General features: G+C 62.0%; 8 protein-coding genes. All 8 read left to right on the top strand.

The window, feature by feature from the left end; translation table 11 throughout:
• The first annotated feature begins 157 nt into the window (after nucleotides 1-157).
• The 8 genes from ACFPN2_RS01450 (at nucleotide 158) to ACFPN2_RS01415 (ending at nucleotide 17,279) form a co-directional block, all read left to right on the top strand.
• Nucleotides 158-3,001 (top strand): YncE family protein, encoded by a 2,844-nt coding sequence (locus tag ACFPN2_RS01450; RefSeq protein ID WP_380595278.1) that lies wholly within the window; start codon nucleotides 158-160, stop codon nucleotides 2,999-3,001.
• Between the two features lie 206 nt (nucleotides 3,002-3,207).
• Nucleotides 3,208-5,118 (top strand): diguanylate cyclase, encoded by a 1,911-nt coding sequence (locus ACFPN2_RS01445; protein WP_380594243.1) that lies wholly within the window; start codon nucleotides 3,208-3,210, stop codon nucleotides 5,116-5,118.
• Nucleotides 5,119-5,137: 19 nt separating this feature from the next.
• Complete coding sequence (locus tag ACFPN2_RS01440) at nucleotides 5,138-6,355, top strand: dipeptidase (RefSeq protein WP_380594241.1); 1,218 nt, start codon at nucleotides 5,138-5,140, stop codon at nucleotides 6,353-6,355.
• Between the two features lies 1 nt (nucleotide 6,356).
• Nucleotides 6,357-10,157 carry a hydantoinase B/oxoprolinase family protein gene (locus ACFPN2_RS01435; protein ID WP_380594239.1) on the top strand — a complete coding sequence of 1,267 codons (3,801 nt, stop codon included), beginning with the start codon at nucleotides 6,357-6,359 and terminating at the stop codon, nucleotides 10,155-10,157.
• Nucleotides 10,150-11,424, top strand: coding sequence for an MFS transporter (locus ACFPN2_RS01430; protein ID WP_380594237.1), 1,275 nt, complete (start codon nucleotides 10,150-10,152; stop codon nucleotides 11,422-11,424). The genes ACFPN2_RS01435 and ACFPN2_RS01430 overlap by 8 nt, the downstream gene beginning before the upstream one ends.
• 107 nt (nucleotides 11,425-11,531) lie before the next feature.
• A complete protein-coding gene (locus ACFPN2_RS01425) occupies nucleotides 11,532-14,420 on the top strand; it encodes a TonB-dependent receptor (RefSeq protein WP_380594235.1) in 2,889 nt (962 codons plus the stop codon).
• Between the two features lie 35 nt (nucleotides 14,421-14,455).
• Nucleotides 14,456-15,961, top strand: a complete 1,506-nt coding sequence (locus tag ACFPN2_RS01420; protein WP_380594233.1) for a glucoamylase family protein — start codon at nucleotides 14,456-14,458, stop codon at nucleotides 15,959-15,961.
• A gap of 10 nt (nucleotides 15,962-15,971) precedes the next feature.
• Entirely contained in the window at nucleotides 15,972-17,279 is a 1,308-nt protein-coding gene (locus ACFPN2_RS01415) for a sugar ABC transporter substrate-binding protein (protein WP_380594231.1), read from the top strand.
• Nucleotides 17,280-17,322: the final 43 nt, after the last annotated feature.

Raw genomic sequence — 17,322 nt, 5'->3', positions numbered from 1 at the left:
TGAAATATTGGCCGGAAAACATCGACGCCGCCCCTCCGATCGAAGGGGGCGCGTCGATTATGCAGCTGCCTAGCATCCGCGTCATCCGCTGAACCGCAGCGGTCGATCACATCACGACGCCATCCAGGGGGAGTCACCAGCCATGTGCAGCAAAGCCATGTGCTCCCATCACGGGCCGACCGTGAGGGAGCGTGCGTATGCACGAGTCGTTCTGTTCTGCGCAACACTTTTCATAAGCTTCGGGGCGCTCGCGCAAGCGCCTAACTTCGTCGGGTTCGAGTCGGGGCACGTGCGACCGATCGCCATGTCGCCCGATCGCACTCGACTGTTCGTCACCAACACACCCGACAACACGCTCGAGGTCTTCGACATCACATTGACCGGGCTGGCTTTGCGAGCCCGGGTGCCGGTGGGCCTGGAGCCGGTGGCGGTCGCGGCCCGGAACGACGCGGAAGTCTGGGTCGTCAATCATCTTTCCGACAGCATCAGTGTGGTCACGCTGAGTGGCACTCCCAGAGTTACACGGACGCTGCTGGTCGGCGATGAGCCCCGTGATATCGTGTTCGCAGGCTCGCCTGTGAGGGCATTCATCACGACCGCGCATCGTGGACAGCAGCGGACCGATGCATCCATCAGCAGCGTGCCGGGCGCGGGCGATCCTCAGTTGATCACGCCTAGCATCGGTCGTAATGACGTGTGGGTGTTCGATCCTTCCAGCCTGGGCAACACCGTCGGCGGCACGCCGGTCCGAATCCTGAATTTCTTCAGCGATACGCCGCGCGCTCTGGCGGTGAGCCCGGATAAAAGCACGGTGTATGTGGCCGCGTTCAAGTCGGGCAATCAAACCACTACGGTGCTGGAGCCCATGGTGTGCGACGGCTTCAAGCCCAACACGCCGTGCCTGGTCGATAACCTGTCGATCATGCCGGGCGGCAACCCCGGCCCGGGCACGAACTTCGAAGGCAAGCGGGCGCCCGAGACCGGCCTGATTGTGAAATTCAATAACACGACCAGCCGCTGGGAAGACGAGCTCGGCCGCAATTGGAACAACGCCGTGCGATTCCGCTTGCCGGATCTGGACGTGTTCGCGGTGAACGCCACGACGCTCGCACAGACGGCGAGCTTTGCGCACGTCGGCACGACGCTGTTCAACATGGTCACCAATCCGGCGACCGGCAAGCTGTATGTATCCAACACGGAGGCGTTCAATCTCACGCGCTTCGAAGGACCCGGACAGTTCGGCGGCTCGACCGTGCAAGGTCACCTGGCCGAGACGCGCATCACCGTGATCTCGGGTTCGACGGTGACTCCGAGGCACCTGAACAAGCATCTGGATTACACCAAGCTCGCCAACGAGTCGGGCTTCGATCCCACCGCACGCAATCATAGCTTGTCGACGCCGCTCGACATGGCGGTGACCAGCAATGGCCAGACGCTCTACGTCGCGGCGTTCGGCTCCAGCCGGATCGGTGTTTTCAATACCGCTGCGCTCGAGGCGGATACGTTCAACCCGCGCACGGCCAGTGCCAACTACATCAGTGTGAGCGGCGGCGGCCCGAGCGGCCTGGTGTTGGATGAAACAAGAGGGCGCTTGTATGTAACGACGCGCTTCGACAACTCGGTGAAAGTCATCGACACGGCGACGAAAGCGCAGGTCGCGGCCGTGACATTGCCGAACCCCGAGCCCGCAGCGATCGTGCAAGGCCGACCGATGCTGTACGACGCAACCACGCTGTCCGCGAATGGTGAGGCGTCGTGCGCCAGCTGTCATATCTTTGGCGACATGGACGATATCGCGTGGGATCTGGGTAATCCCGACGATGTCGTGACTCACAATCCATTGCCGAAGAACCTGACCAGCGCTCTGGAAATCGCCATCGGCAAGACGCTGTTCGGTGTGCGCACGCCCATCAACGGCAGCGACGATGTCGAAGAATTCCATCCGATGAAAGGTCCGATGACGACACAGACGCTGCGCGGCCTGCGCAATTCAGGCGCGATGCACTGGCGGGGCGATCGGGCGACGGGGCATTTCGGCAGCGATCCGCTCGACGCCAATCTGTCCTTCAATAACTTCATCGTGGCCTTCGAAGGATTGATGGGGCGTGATGGCATGCCCAGCGATGCAGACATGCAGCGCTTCACCAACTTCCAGTTGAAGGTGCTGCCGCCGCCGAATCCGGTGCGGGCGCTCGATAACTCGCTCAATGCCGCGCAGACCCGCGGCAAGAACTTCTACACCGGCACGCGTCCGTCGGACGGTATCGAGATTCCAATTCTGGGCGGCATCATCCCGGGCGACACCGCGTTCAATTGCGAAGGGTGCCATCGTCTCGATCCGTCGCAGGGCTACTTTGGCACCGGCGGCTCGGCGAGCTTCGAAGGCATCACGCAGATCGTGAAGATCCCGCACTTACGGAACATGTATGCAAAGGTCGGCATGTTCGGCGCACCGAAAGTGAACTTCTTCGGTGCGGCGGATACCGGCGCCATGGGCGATCAAATCCGAGGCTTCGGCTTCGTCAACGACGGCTCGGTCGACACGTTGTTCCGATTCTTCACGGCGGTGGTGTTCAACCCGCAGTTGAACGCGGGCTTCCCCATCATCAATCCGGATGCGACCCGTCGCGACGTGGTGCAGTTCATGCTGGCGTTCGACAGCGACCTCGCGCCCATCGTCGGGCAACAGGTCACGCTTACGAACGGCAATGCCAGCGCCGTGAACCCGCGTATCAATCTGTTGATCGCGCGAGCCAAGACGAGCTTCGTGTCGAAGGAGCTGGGCGGCTCGACCCGGGAGTGCGACCTGGTGGCCAAGGTGGCCGTCGGTGGCAGCTTGACCGGCTATCTGCTGGATGCGGCGGCGGGCGACTTCGTGGCCGCCAACGGGACCCGTCGCACCGACGCGGCCTTGCGGGCGTTGGCGGCGACGACCGGGCAGGAGGTGACATATACCTGCGTGCCGCCGGGCTCGGGCCAGCGCATCGGCCTGGGCCTATAGCCACCGGAGTGACTTAATCCTGCCAGCCCGTGCGCCCCGATCCGGCGCACGGGCTTTTTATTTGCACCCCTGTGAGGGTGAAGGTGGTGGCGGGGCGGGGAAGCCGATACCATCGCAGCTCGCCTCACAGACTATTCGACGAATTCTCAGGCTTGCGACTCCTCACTCTCACCCGAACGGCGTGCCTGTTATTGGCCGCTGCCTTTATGACTGTGGCAGGGACGGCGCGGGCGGCCGAGTCGCGCCCGGCAGAAACGGAGTCGAAAACAGCGCATCCCGCGCAGAGCTACATCGATCGGGCGGCCGCTGCGGTTCGTAGCAGCCCCGAAGACAGCGTCCGGGATGCGGAAGCCGCGCTGAAAATTCTGGTCGGCCAGCCCAACGCAGACCTCGAAATCCGGGCTCGACTGCTGCTCTGTGACCACCTTTCCGAACGCGACAAGGCGGCGGCCGAAGCCGAAGTGGCCAAGGCTCGCGCGTTGCTGCCGCAGGCGACCCGCCGGGGTCTGGAAGCGGGCGTGCTCGATTGCGAAGGCACCATTCTCGAGACCGCGAGCGAGAATGCCCGGGCGCGCGAGAAATATGAGCAGGCGGTGGCCGTCGCGACCCGCGCCCATGATGACGAGATGCTGGCGGCGGCGCTGTTCGCTCGCGGCTATCTGCTGGGCCTGCAAGGTCAGTACGCCATGGGGCTCGCCGATCTCAAGCGCGGTCAGGCGCTCTACGAAGATCTCAACCTGCCGGACCACGCGCTTACAGCGATGAATGGCATTGCCATTCTCTACAATCGCATGGGGGATTTCTCCCAGGCGGGACATATGTACGATCAGGCGCTCAAGGTTCAGCGCGACGCTGGCATGTACCGCGAGCAGAGCGTGACCTTGCACAACCTCGGCCGGGTGCACGAGAACCTGCGCGAGTGGGACGCGTCGCAAGCGGCGTTTCAAGAATCGTACGAGATCAGTCGTCAGCTGAATTATCCGCGCGGTGAAGCATATGCGCTGCGAGGTTTGGCGGCAGTCAAGAACGCCAAGGGTGATCCGCAAGGCGCTTTGCAAACGCTCGAACAAGCGATGGCCTTGCAACGCCAGACCCCGGATGCGCGTCTCAACGCGCAAATCCAGCTGGCGCGTGGCGTCGCTCTGCATCGGCTGCGGCAACTGCCCGCGAGCCTCGAAGCGTTGCAGTCGGCGCTCGACGTGTTTCGTCAGGCCGATTCGCTCAGCGAGCTGCGCGCCACCTATGGCGAGCTGGCGGCGGTTCTCTCCGACATGGGCAACTGGCGTGAAGGCTATGCGCACTTGGTGAACGCCCAGGAAACGTCCGAGCGCATGTTTCGCAATCAGGTCGATCAGCGCTTCGCGACTTTGAAGGTGGAGTTCGATACCGCGGCCAAGGAAAAAGAGAACGCCTTGCTGCTGCGTGAGAACACCGCCAATCAGCTGGCCCTGGCGCAAGGCCAGCGCGCACGCAATCTGCAAAGAGCGGTGATCTTTTTGACAGTCATCCTGGCCCTGTTGCTGGCAACATTGGCCTGGCATCAATGGCGCTCGACCCGTCGCATGCGCACGCTGGCGATGACGGACGAGCTGACCGGGGTGCCGAATCGTCGCGCCGTGCTGTCGCGACTCGCGCCACTATTGCAACAGCCAAATCCGCCCAGCTGTGCGATGCTCATCATCGACATCGACCACTTCAAGAGCATCAACGATCAGCATGGCCATGCTGAGGGCGATGAGGCGCTGAAGTCGGTGGCGCGGGAGTTGTGCGAGGACGTGCACGAGCCGGCGTTCATCGGTCGCCTCGGTGGCGAAGAGTTCGTGGTGGTGATTCCGGGCGCGGACTTCGACCGGGCCAATCGCCTGGCCGAGCGCTTCCGGGAAGGCGTGATGAGTATCGATACACGACGATGGCTGAATGATCGTCGCATTACGGTCAGCATCGGGGTCACGATGTCGAAGCCGACCGGCGATACGCCCAGCACCATGTTGCAACGGGCGGACGCGGCGTTGTATGACGCCAAACGCGCGGGTCGCAATTGCGTGAAGGTGCAGTTGCCCGCAACGGAGAGTGAGACACCCGCGCCGCTCAAGCCGGCGCAAGTGGAATTCGCTTAGCCCACAACAATTAGGGGACATGATGACGATACTGCGACGGGCCTTGCTGGCCGCTTGTGGTTTGGTGACATTTGCGGCGCTGAGCCCGGCTCATGCCGACGAGGACAAAGCCCTCGTTCACGCACGTGAGCTGCTCAAGAAAGTGATCCTGGTCGACGGCCACAACGATCTGCCGTGGGCCATCCGCACCGACAAGAACCATCCCAGCGACGTCGCCGCCTTCGACCTGAACGGTAAGGTGCCGTTCCAGACCGACATCAAGCGGATGGAGAAGGGCGGCATCGGCGCCCAGTTCTGGTCGGTCTATATTCCTGGCGAGATCGGCACGGGCTATGCCCGCACGCAGCTCGAGCAGATCGACATTGCTCGCCAGGTGATCGCGAGCTATCCGAAATTTCAGTTCGCCACGACCGTCGCGGACATTCGCACTGCCCATAGTCAGGGGCGCATCGCGTCGCTGATGGGCATGGAAGGCGGTCATGCCATCGAGAACTCGTTGGGTGCCTTGCGCGCTTATTACGATCTCGGCGTGCGTTACATGACGCTCACTCACAATGTGAATCTGGACTGGGCGGACTCGGCCGCCAAGCCGCCGGAACATGGCGGTCTCACCAAGTTCGGTGAGGAAGTCGTGCTCGAGATGAACAAGATCGGCATGCTGGTCGATCTGGCGCACGTGTCCGATGCAACGATGGACGACGCGCTGCGCGTGTCGAAGGCGCCGGTGATCTTTTCGCACTCGTCGGCTCGCGCTCTGTGCGATGTGCCGCGTAACGTGCCCGATACCATCCTGAAGCGTCTGCCGGCGAATGGCGGCGTGGTGATGGTGACGTTCGTCGCCGGCTTCATCGATCCGGAAGTCGCCAAGTTGCAGGTGCCCGCGATGGCCGAGATCGGTCGCCGCAGCCAGGGCAAGTCGGTGGAAGAGGCCGAGAAAATTTCTGACGAAGTCATGGGCAAGCTGAAGCTGCCCAAGACCAGCATCGCCAAGGTGGCCGATCACATCGAGCACATCCGCAAAGTGGCCGGCGTGAAGCACATCGGCCTCGGCGGCGACTTCGATGGCAATTCGGACTGGCCGGTCGGACTCGAAGACGTGTCCAGCTATCCCAATTTGTTTGCCGAGCTGATCCGCCGCGGGTGGAGCGATGAGGACCTGACGCTGCTCGCCGGCGAGAACGTGCTGCGTGCTCTGGCCCAGGCCGAGACCGTGTCACGGCAGCTCAGCAAGAAATAAGGTGAGCGCCGCGAAGGAACGCGGGCATGACGGCCGGGATGCCGGCCGATGGCAGTTCTGGATCGATCGCGGCGGCACGTTCACGGATGTGATCGGCCGCCGTCCCGACGGCGAGCTGCTTACTCTCAAGCTGCTCTCCGAAAACCCGCAGCGTTATCGGGACGCCGCGGTTCAGGGAATTCGCGAGTTACTGCAACTCGCTGCCGATGCGCCGATTCCTTCGGAGCGCATCGATGCCGTGAAGATGGGGACGACGGTGGCGACCAATGCGCTGTTGGAGCGCAAAGGCGATCGCACCGTCTTGCTCGTTACCCGCGGCTTTGCCGATGCGTTGCGCATCGCTTATCAACATCGTCCCAAGCTGTTCGTTCGGCACATTGAGTTGCCGTCGCTGTTGTATGAAGAGGTGGTGGAGATCGACGAGCGTGTCGCTGCCGATGGTAGCGTCGTTCGTTCGTTGGATCTCGCGGCTGCCGAGCAGTCACTGCGCGCTGTCTTCGCTCTCGGTATCAGAAGCTGTGCGATCGTGCTGATGCACGGCTATCGATTTCCTGAGCACGAACGGTTGCTTGGGGCGTTGGCGCGGCGGATTGGATTCTCACAAGTGTCTGTGTCGCACGAGGTCAGTCCGCTGATGAAGCTGGTCTCGCGCGGTGATACGACGGTTGTTGACGCTTATTTGTCGCCGGTGTTGCGGCGATATGTGGAGCAGGTGGCTTCGCAGCTGCCTGGGGTTCGATTGCAGTTCATGCAGTCGTCGGGTGGGCTGACGGATGCGCATCAGTTTCAAGGGAAAGATGCGATTTTGTCCGGGCCCGCCGGCGGCATCGTCGGCGCTGTGCGCGCGGCGAACGAGGCAGGATTCTCGAAGATCATCGGCTTCGATATGGGCGGGACGTCGACGGACGTTGCTCATTACGCCGGCGAATATGAGCGTGCGTTCGATACAGAAGTCGCAGGCGTGCGGCTGCGGGCGCCTATCATGCAGATTCATACGGTCGCTGCGGGCGGAGGATCGATTTGTCGGTTCGACGGCGTTCGCTTGAGAGTTGGACCCGAGTCCGCCGGCGCCGACCCCGGCCCCGCCGCCTACCGCCGCGGCGGGCCGCTGACGGTGACAGATGCGAATGTGTTGCTTGGCCGGATCCAGCCGGAGTTTTTCCCCGCGGTGTTCGGACCGGGCGGCGATGAAAGGCTCGATGCCGCGGCCGTTAAAGCGAAATTTGCCGCGTTGGCGGCGCAAGTCGCTACGTCGCTAGCGCGGCGGCTCGGGCGGGATCAAGTCGCGACGCAGGGATCAAGCGCGACGGTTGACGGCGCGTCTGGCGATGTAGCGGGCGCGCCGGCTCATACTGAGGAAAGCATCGCCGCCGGGTGCATTCGTGTCGCGGTCGAGAACATGGCCAACGCCATCAAGAAGATCTCCGTTCAGCGGGGACACGATGTTACCGAGTACACGCTGGTGTGCTTTGGCGGTGCAGCCGGGCAGCATGCTTGTTTGGTTGCTGACGCGCTTGGGATGCAGACGGTTTATATCCATCCGCTCGCGGGTGTGTTGTCCGCGTACGGTATCGGGCTGGCGGATGTGACGTCGATGAAACAGCAGGCCGTCGAAGCAGAGTTACGCGACGATGTGCTCACCGGCTTGCAGCCCGCCTTCGCCACATTGGAAACCTCCGCCCGCGAAGCCCTGCTAACGCAGGGCGTGCCGCTCGAACGCATTCGCGTCGAGCGCAAGCTCGCAATCAAGTACGCCGGCACGGATAGCACACTGCAGCTGTCGCCCGGCGCATCTGCGGCGACAGCGAGCGGATCACTCCGTTCCGAGCCAGGGCAGAGGGAAAAAATAAACTCTGTGGCTGAGGAAACAAATCAGACGCCGAGTTCGCAGCTGGCTGAGCGTTTCTATGACGAATATCGGCAGCGATACGGATTCTTGATGTCCGGACGCGCACTGGTGATCGAGTCCATCAGCGTTGAGGCGATCGGCGCCTCACATCAGAGCGGATCTCGATCAACGGCGACGGGGATGGGCGCGGCGCTGCCGGCGCCGATTGATGCGCGGCCGGTGTACTTCGATAAAGCCTGGCAAACAACACCATTCTTCGACCGCCCCTCACTCTCACCCGGCGCGAAGCTGCCGGGTCCGGCGGTCATCCGCGAACGTAACACGACCATCGTGATCGAGCCCGGCTGGCAAGCCGAGGTCACGTCCCAAAACCATCTGGTCCTGCGAAGAACAGAGCCCCTACGAAGGGAGCACGCGATCGGCACGCAGGCCGATCCCGTCCTGCTCGAGGTCTTCAATAATCTCTTCATGGCCATCGCCGAGCAGATGGGCGTGACCCTTGCCAACACAGCCACCTCCGTGAACATCAAAGAGCGCCTCGATTTCTCCTGCGCGCTCTTCGACGAAGCCGGTCATCTGATCGCGAACGCCCCGCACATGCCGGTGCACCTGGGCTCGATGGGCGAATCCGTGCAGGAAATCCTGAGGCGCCGAGCGACCACGATGCGGAGAGGTGACGTGTTCGTCCTGAACGCGCCATACGCCGGCGGCACACACCTGCCTGACGTCACCGTTGTAATGCCCGTGTTCATCGCCGATGCCAAGCAGCCAACATTCTTCGTGGCCGCAAGAGGTCATCACGCCGACATCGGCGGCTCAACGCCAGGTTCGATGCCGGCGAACTCAACGCATATCGAAGAGGAGGGCGTGCTGCTCGACAACGTGCCACTCGTCGCGAACGGCGTATTCCTGGAAGCCGAGATGCGCAAGCTGCTCACAGCAGGAAAATACCCGGCGAGAAATGTGGAGCAAAACCTCGCCGACCTGCGAGCGCAAGTGGCAGCGTGCCAGAAAGGTGCCGCCGAGCTCGAAGCGATGGTCCGGCACTTCAGCTTGCCGGTCGTGCAAGCGTACATGCAGCACGTGCAGAACAACGCCGAGGAAGCGGTGCGAAGAGTCATCGACGCACTTCACGACGGTGAGTTCACTTACGCAATGGACAACGGCGCAAGCGTGAAGGCGACGATTCGTATCGACTCGAAATCCCGCTCAGCCACCATCGACTTCACCGGCACGAGCCCGCAACAACCGAACAACTTCAACGCCCCCGTGTCAGTCACGCGGGCCGCCGTGTTGTACGTGTTCCGCACGCTGGTGGATGACGAGATCCCGATGAACGCCGGCTGCTTGAAGCCGCTGAACATCGTCGTGTCGCCGGGCTCGATGCTGAATCCGCAGGCACCCGCGGCGGTCGTTGCAGGCAACGTCGAGACGTCGCAGGTCGTCACCGATTGTTTGTATGGCGCGCTCGGAGTGCTGGCCGCGAGCCAGGGCACGATGAATAACTTCACCTTCGGCGACGGACAGCATCAGTACTACGAAACCATCGCGGGCGGCTCCGGCGCCGGCCCGGACTTCGACGGTACGGATGCAGTTCAAACGCATATGACGAACTCACGTCTCACCGATCCCGAAGTGCTCGAATGGCGCTTCCCCGTGAGATTGGATGCGTTCAGCATCCGACGCGGCTCGGGCGGCGCAGGAAGCCACAAAGGCGGCGACGGCGTCGAGCGTCGCGTACGTTTTCTGAAACCGATGACCGCCAACCTGCTCGCGAATCATCGAATCGTCGCGCCGTTCGGCGTGAACGGCGGTCAGCCCGCGCAGATCGGTAAGAACTGGATTGAACGGGCGAACGGCAGCGTCGAGCACTTCGGCGCCACCCACACAGCGCAACTCGACAAAGACGACGTGTTCGTGATTCAGACGCCAGGAGGCGGCGGCTTTGGCTGAGCGGCCGGCAACAGGCCGGTTGGCGACGGCGAGCATCGTCGGCACGACGCTCGAGTATTACGACTTCGCGGTCTACAACATGCTGGCCGCGCTCGTCTTCAACAAGCTGTTCTTTCCTTCGTTCGATCCGCTCTCCGGCACGTTGCTCGCGTTCTCGACCTTCGCCGTGGGTTATTTGTCGCGGCCTGTGGGCGGAGTGATCTTCGGTCATCTCGGCGATCGGTATGGTCGACGTTTCGTGCTCGTGGCGACGCTCTTGCTGATGGGCGTGACCACCGCGCTGATGGGGCTGTTGCCGACCTATACAACCGCGGGCATCGCCAGTCCCATCCTGCTCGTCCTGCTGAGATTCGTTCAGGGCGCGGCGCTAGGGGGCGAGTGGGCAGGGGCAGTGTTGTTGAGTGTCGAGCATGGCGATCCGCAGCGTCGCGGCCGCAATGCTTCGTGGGCGCAGATGGGCCCGTCGCTCGGCACGTTGCTTGCGACCGGCTCGATCGCCTTGATCACGTTGCTGTTGTCGTCCGAAGAGTTCATCGCCTGGGGCTGGCGCGTGCCGTTCTTCGCGAGCGTCGTGCTGGTCGGGTTTGGTCTCTGGATTCGCATCGGCGTGGATGAGACGCCGTTGTTCAAGCAGATCGAGCGGCAACAGTCCAAAGCACAGGCGCCGATCAGTGAAGTGATACGAGGGCATTGGCGCAGCCTGGTCGTGGCGGGCGGCGTGCGTATCGGGCCCGATGTGTTGTACTCGCTGTCGGTCGCGTTCTCGCTGAGTTACATGACGACGGTGCTCGGTCTGTCACGAACACTGGCATTGAGCGCACTGTCGCTCGGTGGCGCCGTCAACGCATTCAGTATTCCATTGTTCGGTGGATTGTCGGATCGTTACGGTCGACGCGTGGTGTATGGCGCGGGCGCCGTGCTCGGCCTCCTCTGGATGTTTGCGTTCTTTCCGCTGCTCGAGACCCAGCAGCCGGCGCTCATTGTGTTAGCGGTCGTCGTCGCATTGACCGTGCACGCGATGATGTATGGCCCGCAGGCCGCCTTCATCGCTGAACAATTTCCCACTCGCGTGCGATATGCCGGCGCATCGCTCGCGTATACATTGGCCGGTATCGTCGGCGGTGGCATCGCGCCAATGATGTCCACCGCATTGTTACAAAGCTACGGAACCACCCTTGCGGTTTCTTCGTATGCAGCGCTCGCCCTGGCGATCACGTGCGTGATATTGCTGGTGGTACGAGAGCGAGCACGCGATCAGCTCGATTGAAAATAGTTCGGTTGAAGATTCTCCTCGCCGTTGTACTCCGACAACAGGTCGGAACTCTTTTGTCTCAGATTCGTTAGCAGAAGATTGCTGACAAAAGGACCAGACACATGAACACGTTGCGATGGGGGATTCTGCAGGCCCTAGGGTTGACTGTGATCGCAGTCGGCACGGCAATCACACCGAGCGTCGTCGAAGCGCAAGTGACCAGCGCCGTGGTGCGCGGACGTGTGTTGGCAAATGGCAACCCGGTGCCCGCAGGCGTGCAAGTGATTGCGACCAATGCGGAGACCGGCTTCACCAAACAATCGATCACGCAGGACAACGGCTCCTACGCATTGATCGGCTTGGTGCCCGGCACCTATCAACTCAAGATTCAAGGCGAAGGCTATCAACCCACCGCGCGGGCCGTGCGCGTGTCGATCGGTCAAGTGATCGATCTGGATTTGAATGCCATGACCGAGGCGGCCACGGTCAGCGATGAAGTGGTCGTGACGGCCGAGCGGCTGGTCGATATGCGCACCTCCGAGGTCGCGACCAACATCAGCGTCGAGCAGATCGAATCGTTGCCCCAGGGCAATCGCAACTTTCTGAACTTCGCCGCGCTGGCGCCCGGCGTGCGCATCAACGATCGCGACACGGAGAAAACGTTCCAGGCCGGCGCGCTCACCGCGAATGCCGTGAACGTGTATATCGACGGCGTCAGCTACAAGAATCAAGTGATCAACGGCGGGGTGGTCGGTCAGGACTCCAGTCGCGGCAATCCGTTTCCACAGAACGCCGTGCAGGAGTTCCGCGTGATCACGCAGAACTTCAAGGCCGAGTACGAGCAGGCGTCGAGCGCCATCATCACGGCTAAAACGAAGTCAGGCACCAATGAGTTTCATGGCGACACCTTCATCTACTACCAGGACAAGAGCCTGGTCGCGAGCGATGACTTCGCGCGTCCCGGCGAGCCGAAGGCACAGTACGAGCGCAAGCAATACGGCCTGTCGTTCGGCGGGCCCATCATTCAAGACAAGTTGCATTTCTTTGTCGCCTACGAAGGCAACGATCAGGATCGCGCCGAGCGCGTGACACTCGGCAATCCCGCGGCGGCGCCGATCTTCGGTCAGTATGAAGGCTCGTTCGTGCAGCCGTTTCGTGAAGATCTGTTCTTCGGCAAGCTCGATTTCCAGCCCTCGTACAACCAGACGATGGACCTGTCGTTCAGTCTGCGCGATGAGTCCGACATCAAGGACTTCGAAGGCCAGAACAGCTACGAGGCGGCAAACGACATCCAGAACGAAGTGCGCACCATCAAGTTCGGCCACACCTACGATGCCGAGAGCTTCACCAACGAAGCGACGCTGCTGTACATGAAGTACGAGTGGCATCCGACCCCGATCAACTACGATCTGATCGGGCGCGAGTATGTCGGCATCATCCGTATTGGCGGCGGCGCGACCAAACAGAGCATCGGCCAGGAAGTGTGGACGTTCAAGGACGATCTGACCTTCACCGAGTTCGACTGGATGGGCGGGCACTCGGTCAAGACCGGCCTGCGCATCAGCAAGGTCGACTACGATGTCGAGAAGTTCCAAGTCTCCAATCCGATCTTCCGCTACCGTCCCGACGTGGGCGGCTTTGCGTTCCCGGCGGAAGCGGAGTACGGCACCGGCGATCCGGACCTGTCGGGCAAGACCACGCAGTACGGTCTGTACATTCAGGACGACTGGTCGGTCACGTCCAAGCTGACGTTGAATCTCGGCGTGCGCTGGGACTACGACACCGATCTGCTCGGCAAGGACTATGTGACTCCGGCTGCGATCAGAGCGGCGGCCTCTCAGTACGTGCCCGACCGTTACTTCACCGATGGCAACGATCGCGACAGCCCGACCGATCTGTTCCAGCCGCGCCTCGGCTTCTCGTTCGACATGTTCGACGACAATCGCACGGTGATCTTCGGCGGCGTGGGCCGTTACTTCGATCGCGTGCTGTACAACGAGATTCTCGACGAGCGCTTCCGCTTGCAGTGGGGCGTGCGCAAGTTCCAGTTCTCGCAGGACGGCCTGCCGCGCAACGGCCAGCCGACCATCGTATGGAACGATTCGTATCTCAGCGTCGCAGGCTTGCAGCAGTTGATCGCGTCGGGCGTCGCGCCGAACCCGGAAATCTTTCTGATCGACAGCAAGACCCGCATTCCCGAGACCATTCAAGCGAGCCTCGGCGTGCGTCAGCGCCTCGGCGATGACTGGCTCACGTCGCTCACGTTTGCGCGCAATCGCAGTCGTCACGGCTTCACATACATCTTCGGCAATCGCAATCCCGATGGCTTGAACGGCCCGCTGCCCGATGAAGGCTGCTGCGCGCCGGTCAGCGGCAACTTCGGTAACATCCTGGTGTCCAGCGATGCCAAGCAGACCTGGTACAACGGCGTGTACGTGACCCTGGAAAAGGCGTACAGCGAAGCATCGCCGTGGGGTATGACGCTCGCCTACACCTACAGCGAGGCGGAAGAAACGGGCGGCGACCTATTCAGTCTCGACTACCCGTTGGTCTCTGATTACCCCCGCCATCCCACCAGCGGTGACGAGCGTCATCGCATCGTCATGACCGGCATCATGGCGCTGCCGTGGGATATGAAGCTGTCGTCGACGCTGACCTTGGGCTCCGGCACGGGTTACACGATCACGGATCAGTCGCAAGGCACGGGCCCTGGCGAGATCCAGTATCGTTACTACACCGGCCGGCCGGAGAAGCACTCGTTCATCGTGCCTGACGCGTGGGGCTATCGCAGCCTGGATTTCCGCCTGGAAAAGCGCTTCGAATTCGGCGAATCGCAGGCCTTGAGCCTGGTCGGAGAGGTCTTCAACGTGTTCGACTATGAGAACTACGATCCGCGTTCGTACAATGGCAACATCCCGTTTGGCGGGGCGACCAACGAGGCCTTCGGCAAGCCGACGCAGCTGATTGAACCCGGTCGCCGCTTCCAGGTCGGGATGTCGTATAGTTTCTGAGTCTCCCACCAGGAACACCATGGCATTCGTACACGATGAGGTTGCATGACTCCTTCTCCTGGCCACGGCTCGTCTGGCTGCTCGCGGCGGCTCTGTTCGTAGGCGCCGCGGGCGCCGCCGAACAGAAGCCGACGAAACCCAAGGTGCCGGGAGTGGTGGTGGAGCGCTCGCGCGTATTCGATCCGGAGCGCGATGGCGATCCGGTCATCAACAATCTGCAGCGCCGCACCTTCCGCTTCTTCTGGGACACGACCAACAAGCAAAACGGTCTCGCTCCCGATCGCTTCCCGTCGCCGTCGTTCGCGAGCACGGCGGCGGTGGGCTTTGCGCTCACCGCGTATGTGGTCGGGTCGGAGCGAGGCTTCGTGTCGCGCTCACAAGCGCGATTGCGGACGTTGCGTACGTTGCGATTCCTCGAGTCCATGCCGCAAGGGCCGGATGAAACCGGCATGGGCGGCTACAAGGGCTTCTTCTATCACTTCGTTCACATGCACAACGGTCAGCGCTTCGGCACCTCGGAGCTGTCGACCGTCGACACCGCGCTGTTGCTCGGCGGGGTGCTGCTGTCACAAAGCTACTTCGATCGGGACACCAGCTCTGAGCGTGAGATTCGAGAGCTCGCGGAGAAAATCTATTCGCGCGTCGATTGGCAGTGGGCACAAAACCGTCCGCCCACGCTGTCGCACGGCTGGCGTCCGGAGAGCGGCTTTCTACGCTTCGACTGGCGGGGCTACAACGAAGGCATGTTGATGTACATCCTTGCGCTGGGCTCGCCGACGCATGCCATCGAGCCCGAGGCCTGGACTGAATGGATGAGCACGTACAAGGACTCGTACGGCAAGTTTAACGGCCAGGAATTCCTGTCGTTCGGGCCGCAGTTCGGGCATCAGTACTCGCATGTGTGGATCGACTTCCGCGGCATCATGGATGCGTGGAATCGCGAGAAGGGCTACGACTATTTCGAGAACAGCCGTCGGGCTTCGTATGCGCAGCGAGAGTACGCGCGAACCAACCCGATGCGCTGGCGGGGCTACGACAGCGAAATCTGGGGCCTCACGGCCTGCGACGGCCCTGCCGACACCGTGCAGATCTATAACAACGAGGAGCGCGGCTTCTTCACCTACGCGGCCCGAAGCACGGCCTCGATTCACATTCTGGACGACGGCACGATTGCGCCGACCGCGTCGGTCGCCTCGATTGCCTTTGCGCCGGAGATCGCGATCCCGGCGATTCGTGCATTCCGGGCGCGCTTCGGCGAACACCTGTATCAGAAATACGGGTTCCTGGATTCGGTGAACCCGAGTTTCACGTTCGCCGACGTGCCGCTGCGCCATGGCCGGATCGTCGAAGGGATCGGCTGGATCGCGGATGACTATCTGGGCATCGACCAGGGCCCGATCGTCGCCATGATCGAGAATTATCGCAGCGGCTTGATCTGGAGCATCATGCGGACCAATCCGCACATCCGCCGGGGGCTGCAGCGGGCAGGCTTCACGGGCGGCTGGCTCGATGTACCCGCGCCGTCACAACCCAGCTCATAACAAAGCCGTCATGGCATCGACGCCGTTCGTCGCCGGGATGAATCGTCGTGAGGCGATCGCCACGCTCTCGGGCGCGGCGCTCGCGCTCGCGGGTTGCGGCCGTTCGACCGGCAAGAAAGAGATCACGTTCTGGGGCGCCGGTCGGGAAGGAGATATTGCTGCCGAGCTCATTCGTGGCTTCGAGCAAGAGCATCCCGACATCAGCGTGAACGTGCAGAAGATGCCGTTCACGGTTGCGCACGAGAAGTTGTTGACCGCGTATGCGGGCGACACGTTGCCGGATCTGTGTCAGCTCGGCAACACGTGGATTCCCGAGTTCGCGGCGCTCGATGCGCTCGAACCGCTCGACAGCTACGTCTCAAGCTCCCAGGAAGTGAAGCTCGACGATTACTTCGAGGGCATCCTCGCGTCGAACCGGATCGACAAGACGCTGTTCGGCATCCCTTGGTATGTCGATACGCGCTTGCTCTATTACCGTCGCGACCTGCTGAAGCAAGCCGGCTTCGATGAGCCGCCGCAGAGCTGGCCGCAGTGGAGCGAGATGCTGGCCGCGATCAAGCAACTCGTCGGGCCCGACCGGTACTCGGTGCTGCTGCCGTTGAATGAATTCGAGCCGCTTCTGGTGCTGTCGCTGCAGCTGCCGGCGGAGCTGCTGCGCGAGGGTGGGCGCTACGGGAATTTTCGAGGTGAGGATTTTCGGAAGGCGCTCACGTTCTACAACAGCCTGTTCGAGCACAGCTGGGCGCCACGCATGACCAACACGCAGATCTCGAACGTGTGGGATGAGTTTGGGCGAGGGTTCTTTTCGTTCTACATCTCGGGGCCGTGGAATATCGCGGAGTTCAAGAAACGCTTGCCGCCGGCGGTGCAGAACGAATGGATGACCGCGACGATGCCGGGGCCGGAGGGGCCGGGGCTGTCGAGTGCTGGTGGTTCCAGTCTGGTCGTGTTCAAGCAGTCGCAAGTGAAGCCGGAAGCGTGGTTGCTCGCGGAGTATCTGTCGAGGCCGGGAACACAGCAGCGGTTTTATGAGCTCACGGGCGACATGCCGGCGCGACGGAGTGCGTGGCAACTGCCGGCGCTGGTCGAGTCGCCGTATGCGAAAGCCTTTCTCGAGCAATTGGATCGAGTGCGCTCGCCGCCGAAAGTGCCGGAGTGGGAGCGCATCGCCCAGGAGATGCGATTGACCGGTGAGCGGGTCGTGCAGAGAGTGCAGAGCGTCGATGAAGCGGTGGTCGCGCTCGATCGCAAGACCGATGAGATCCTGGCCAAGCGACGCTGGATGCTCGAACGAAACACGCTGCCAGGTACGACATGAAGTGCGCAGCCGGAAGACCCACCCCCTGGCCCCCTCCCGTGTA

This window comes from Steroidobacter flavus (assembly GCF_042651805.1).
In the GTDB taxonomy this organism is placed as follows: domain Bacteria; phylum Pseudomonadota; class Gammaproteobacteria; order Steroidobacterales; family Steroidobacteraceae; genus Steroidobacter; species Steroidobacter flavus.
Note: the sequence above shows the minus strand (reverse complement) of the source record. Positions and strands in the feature narration are given on the sequence as shown.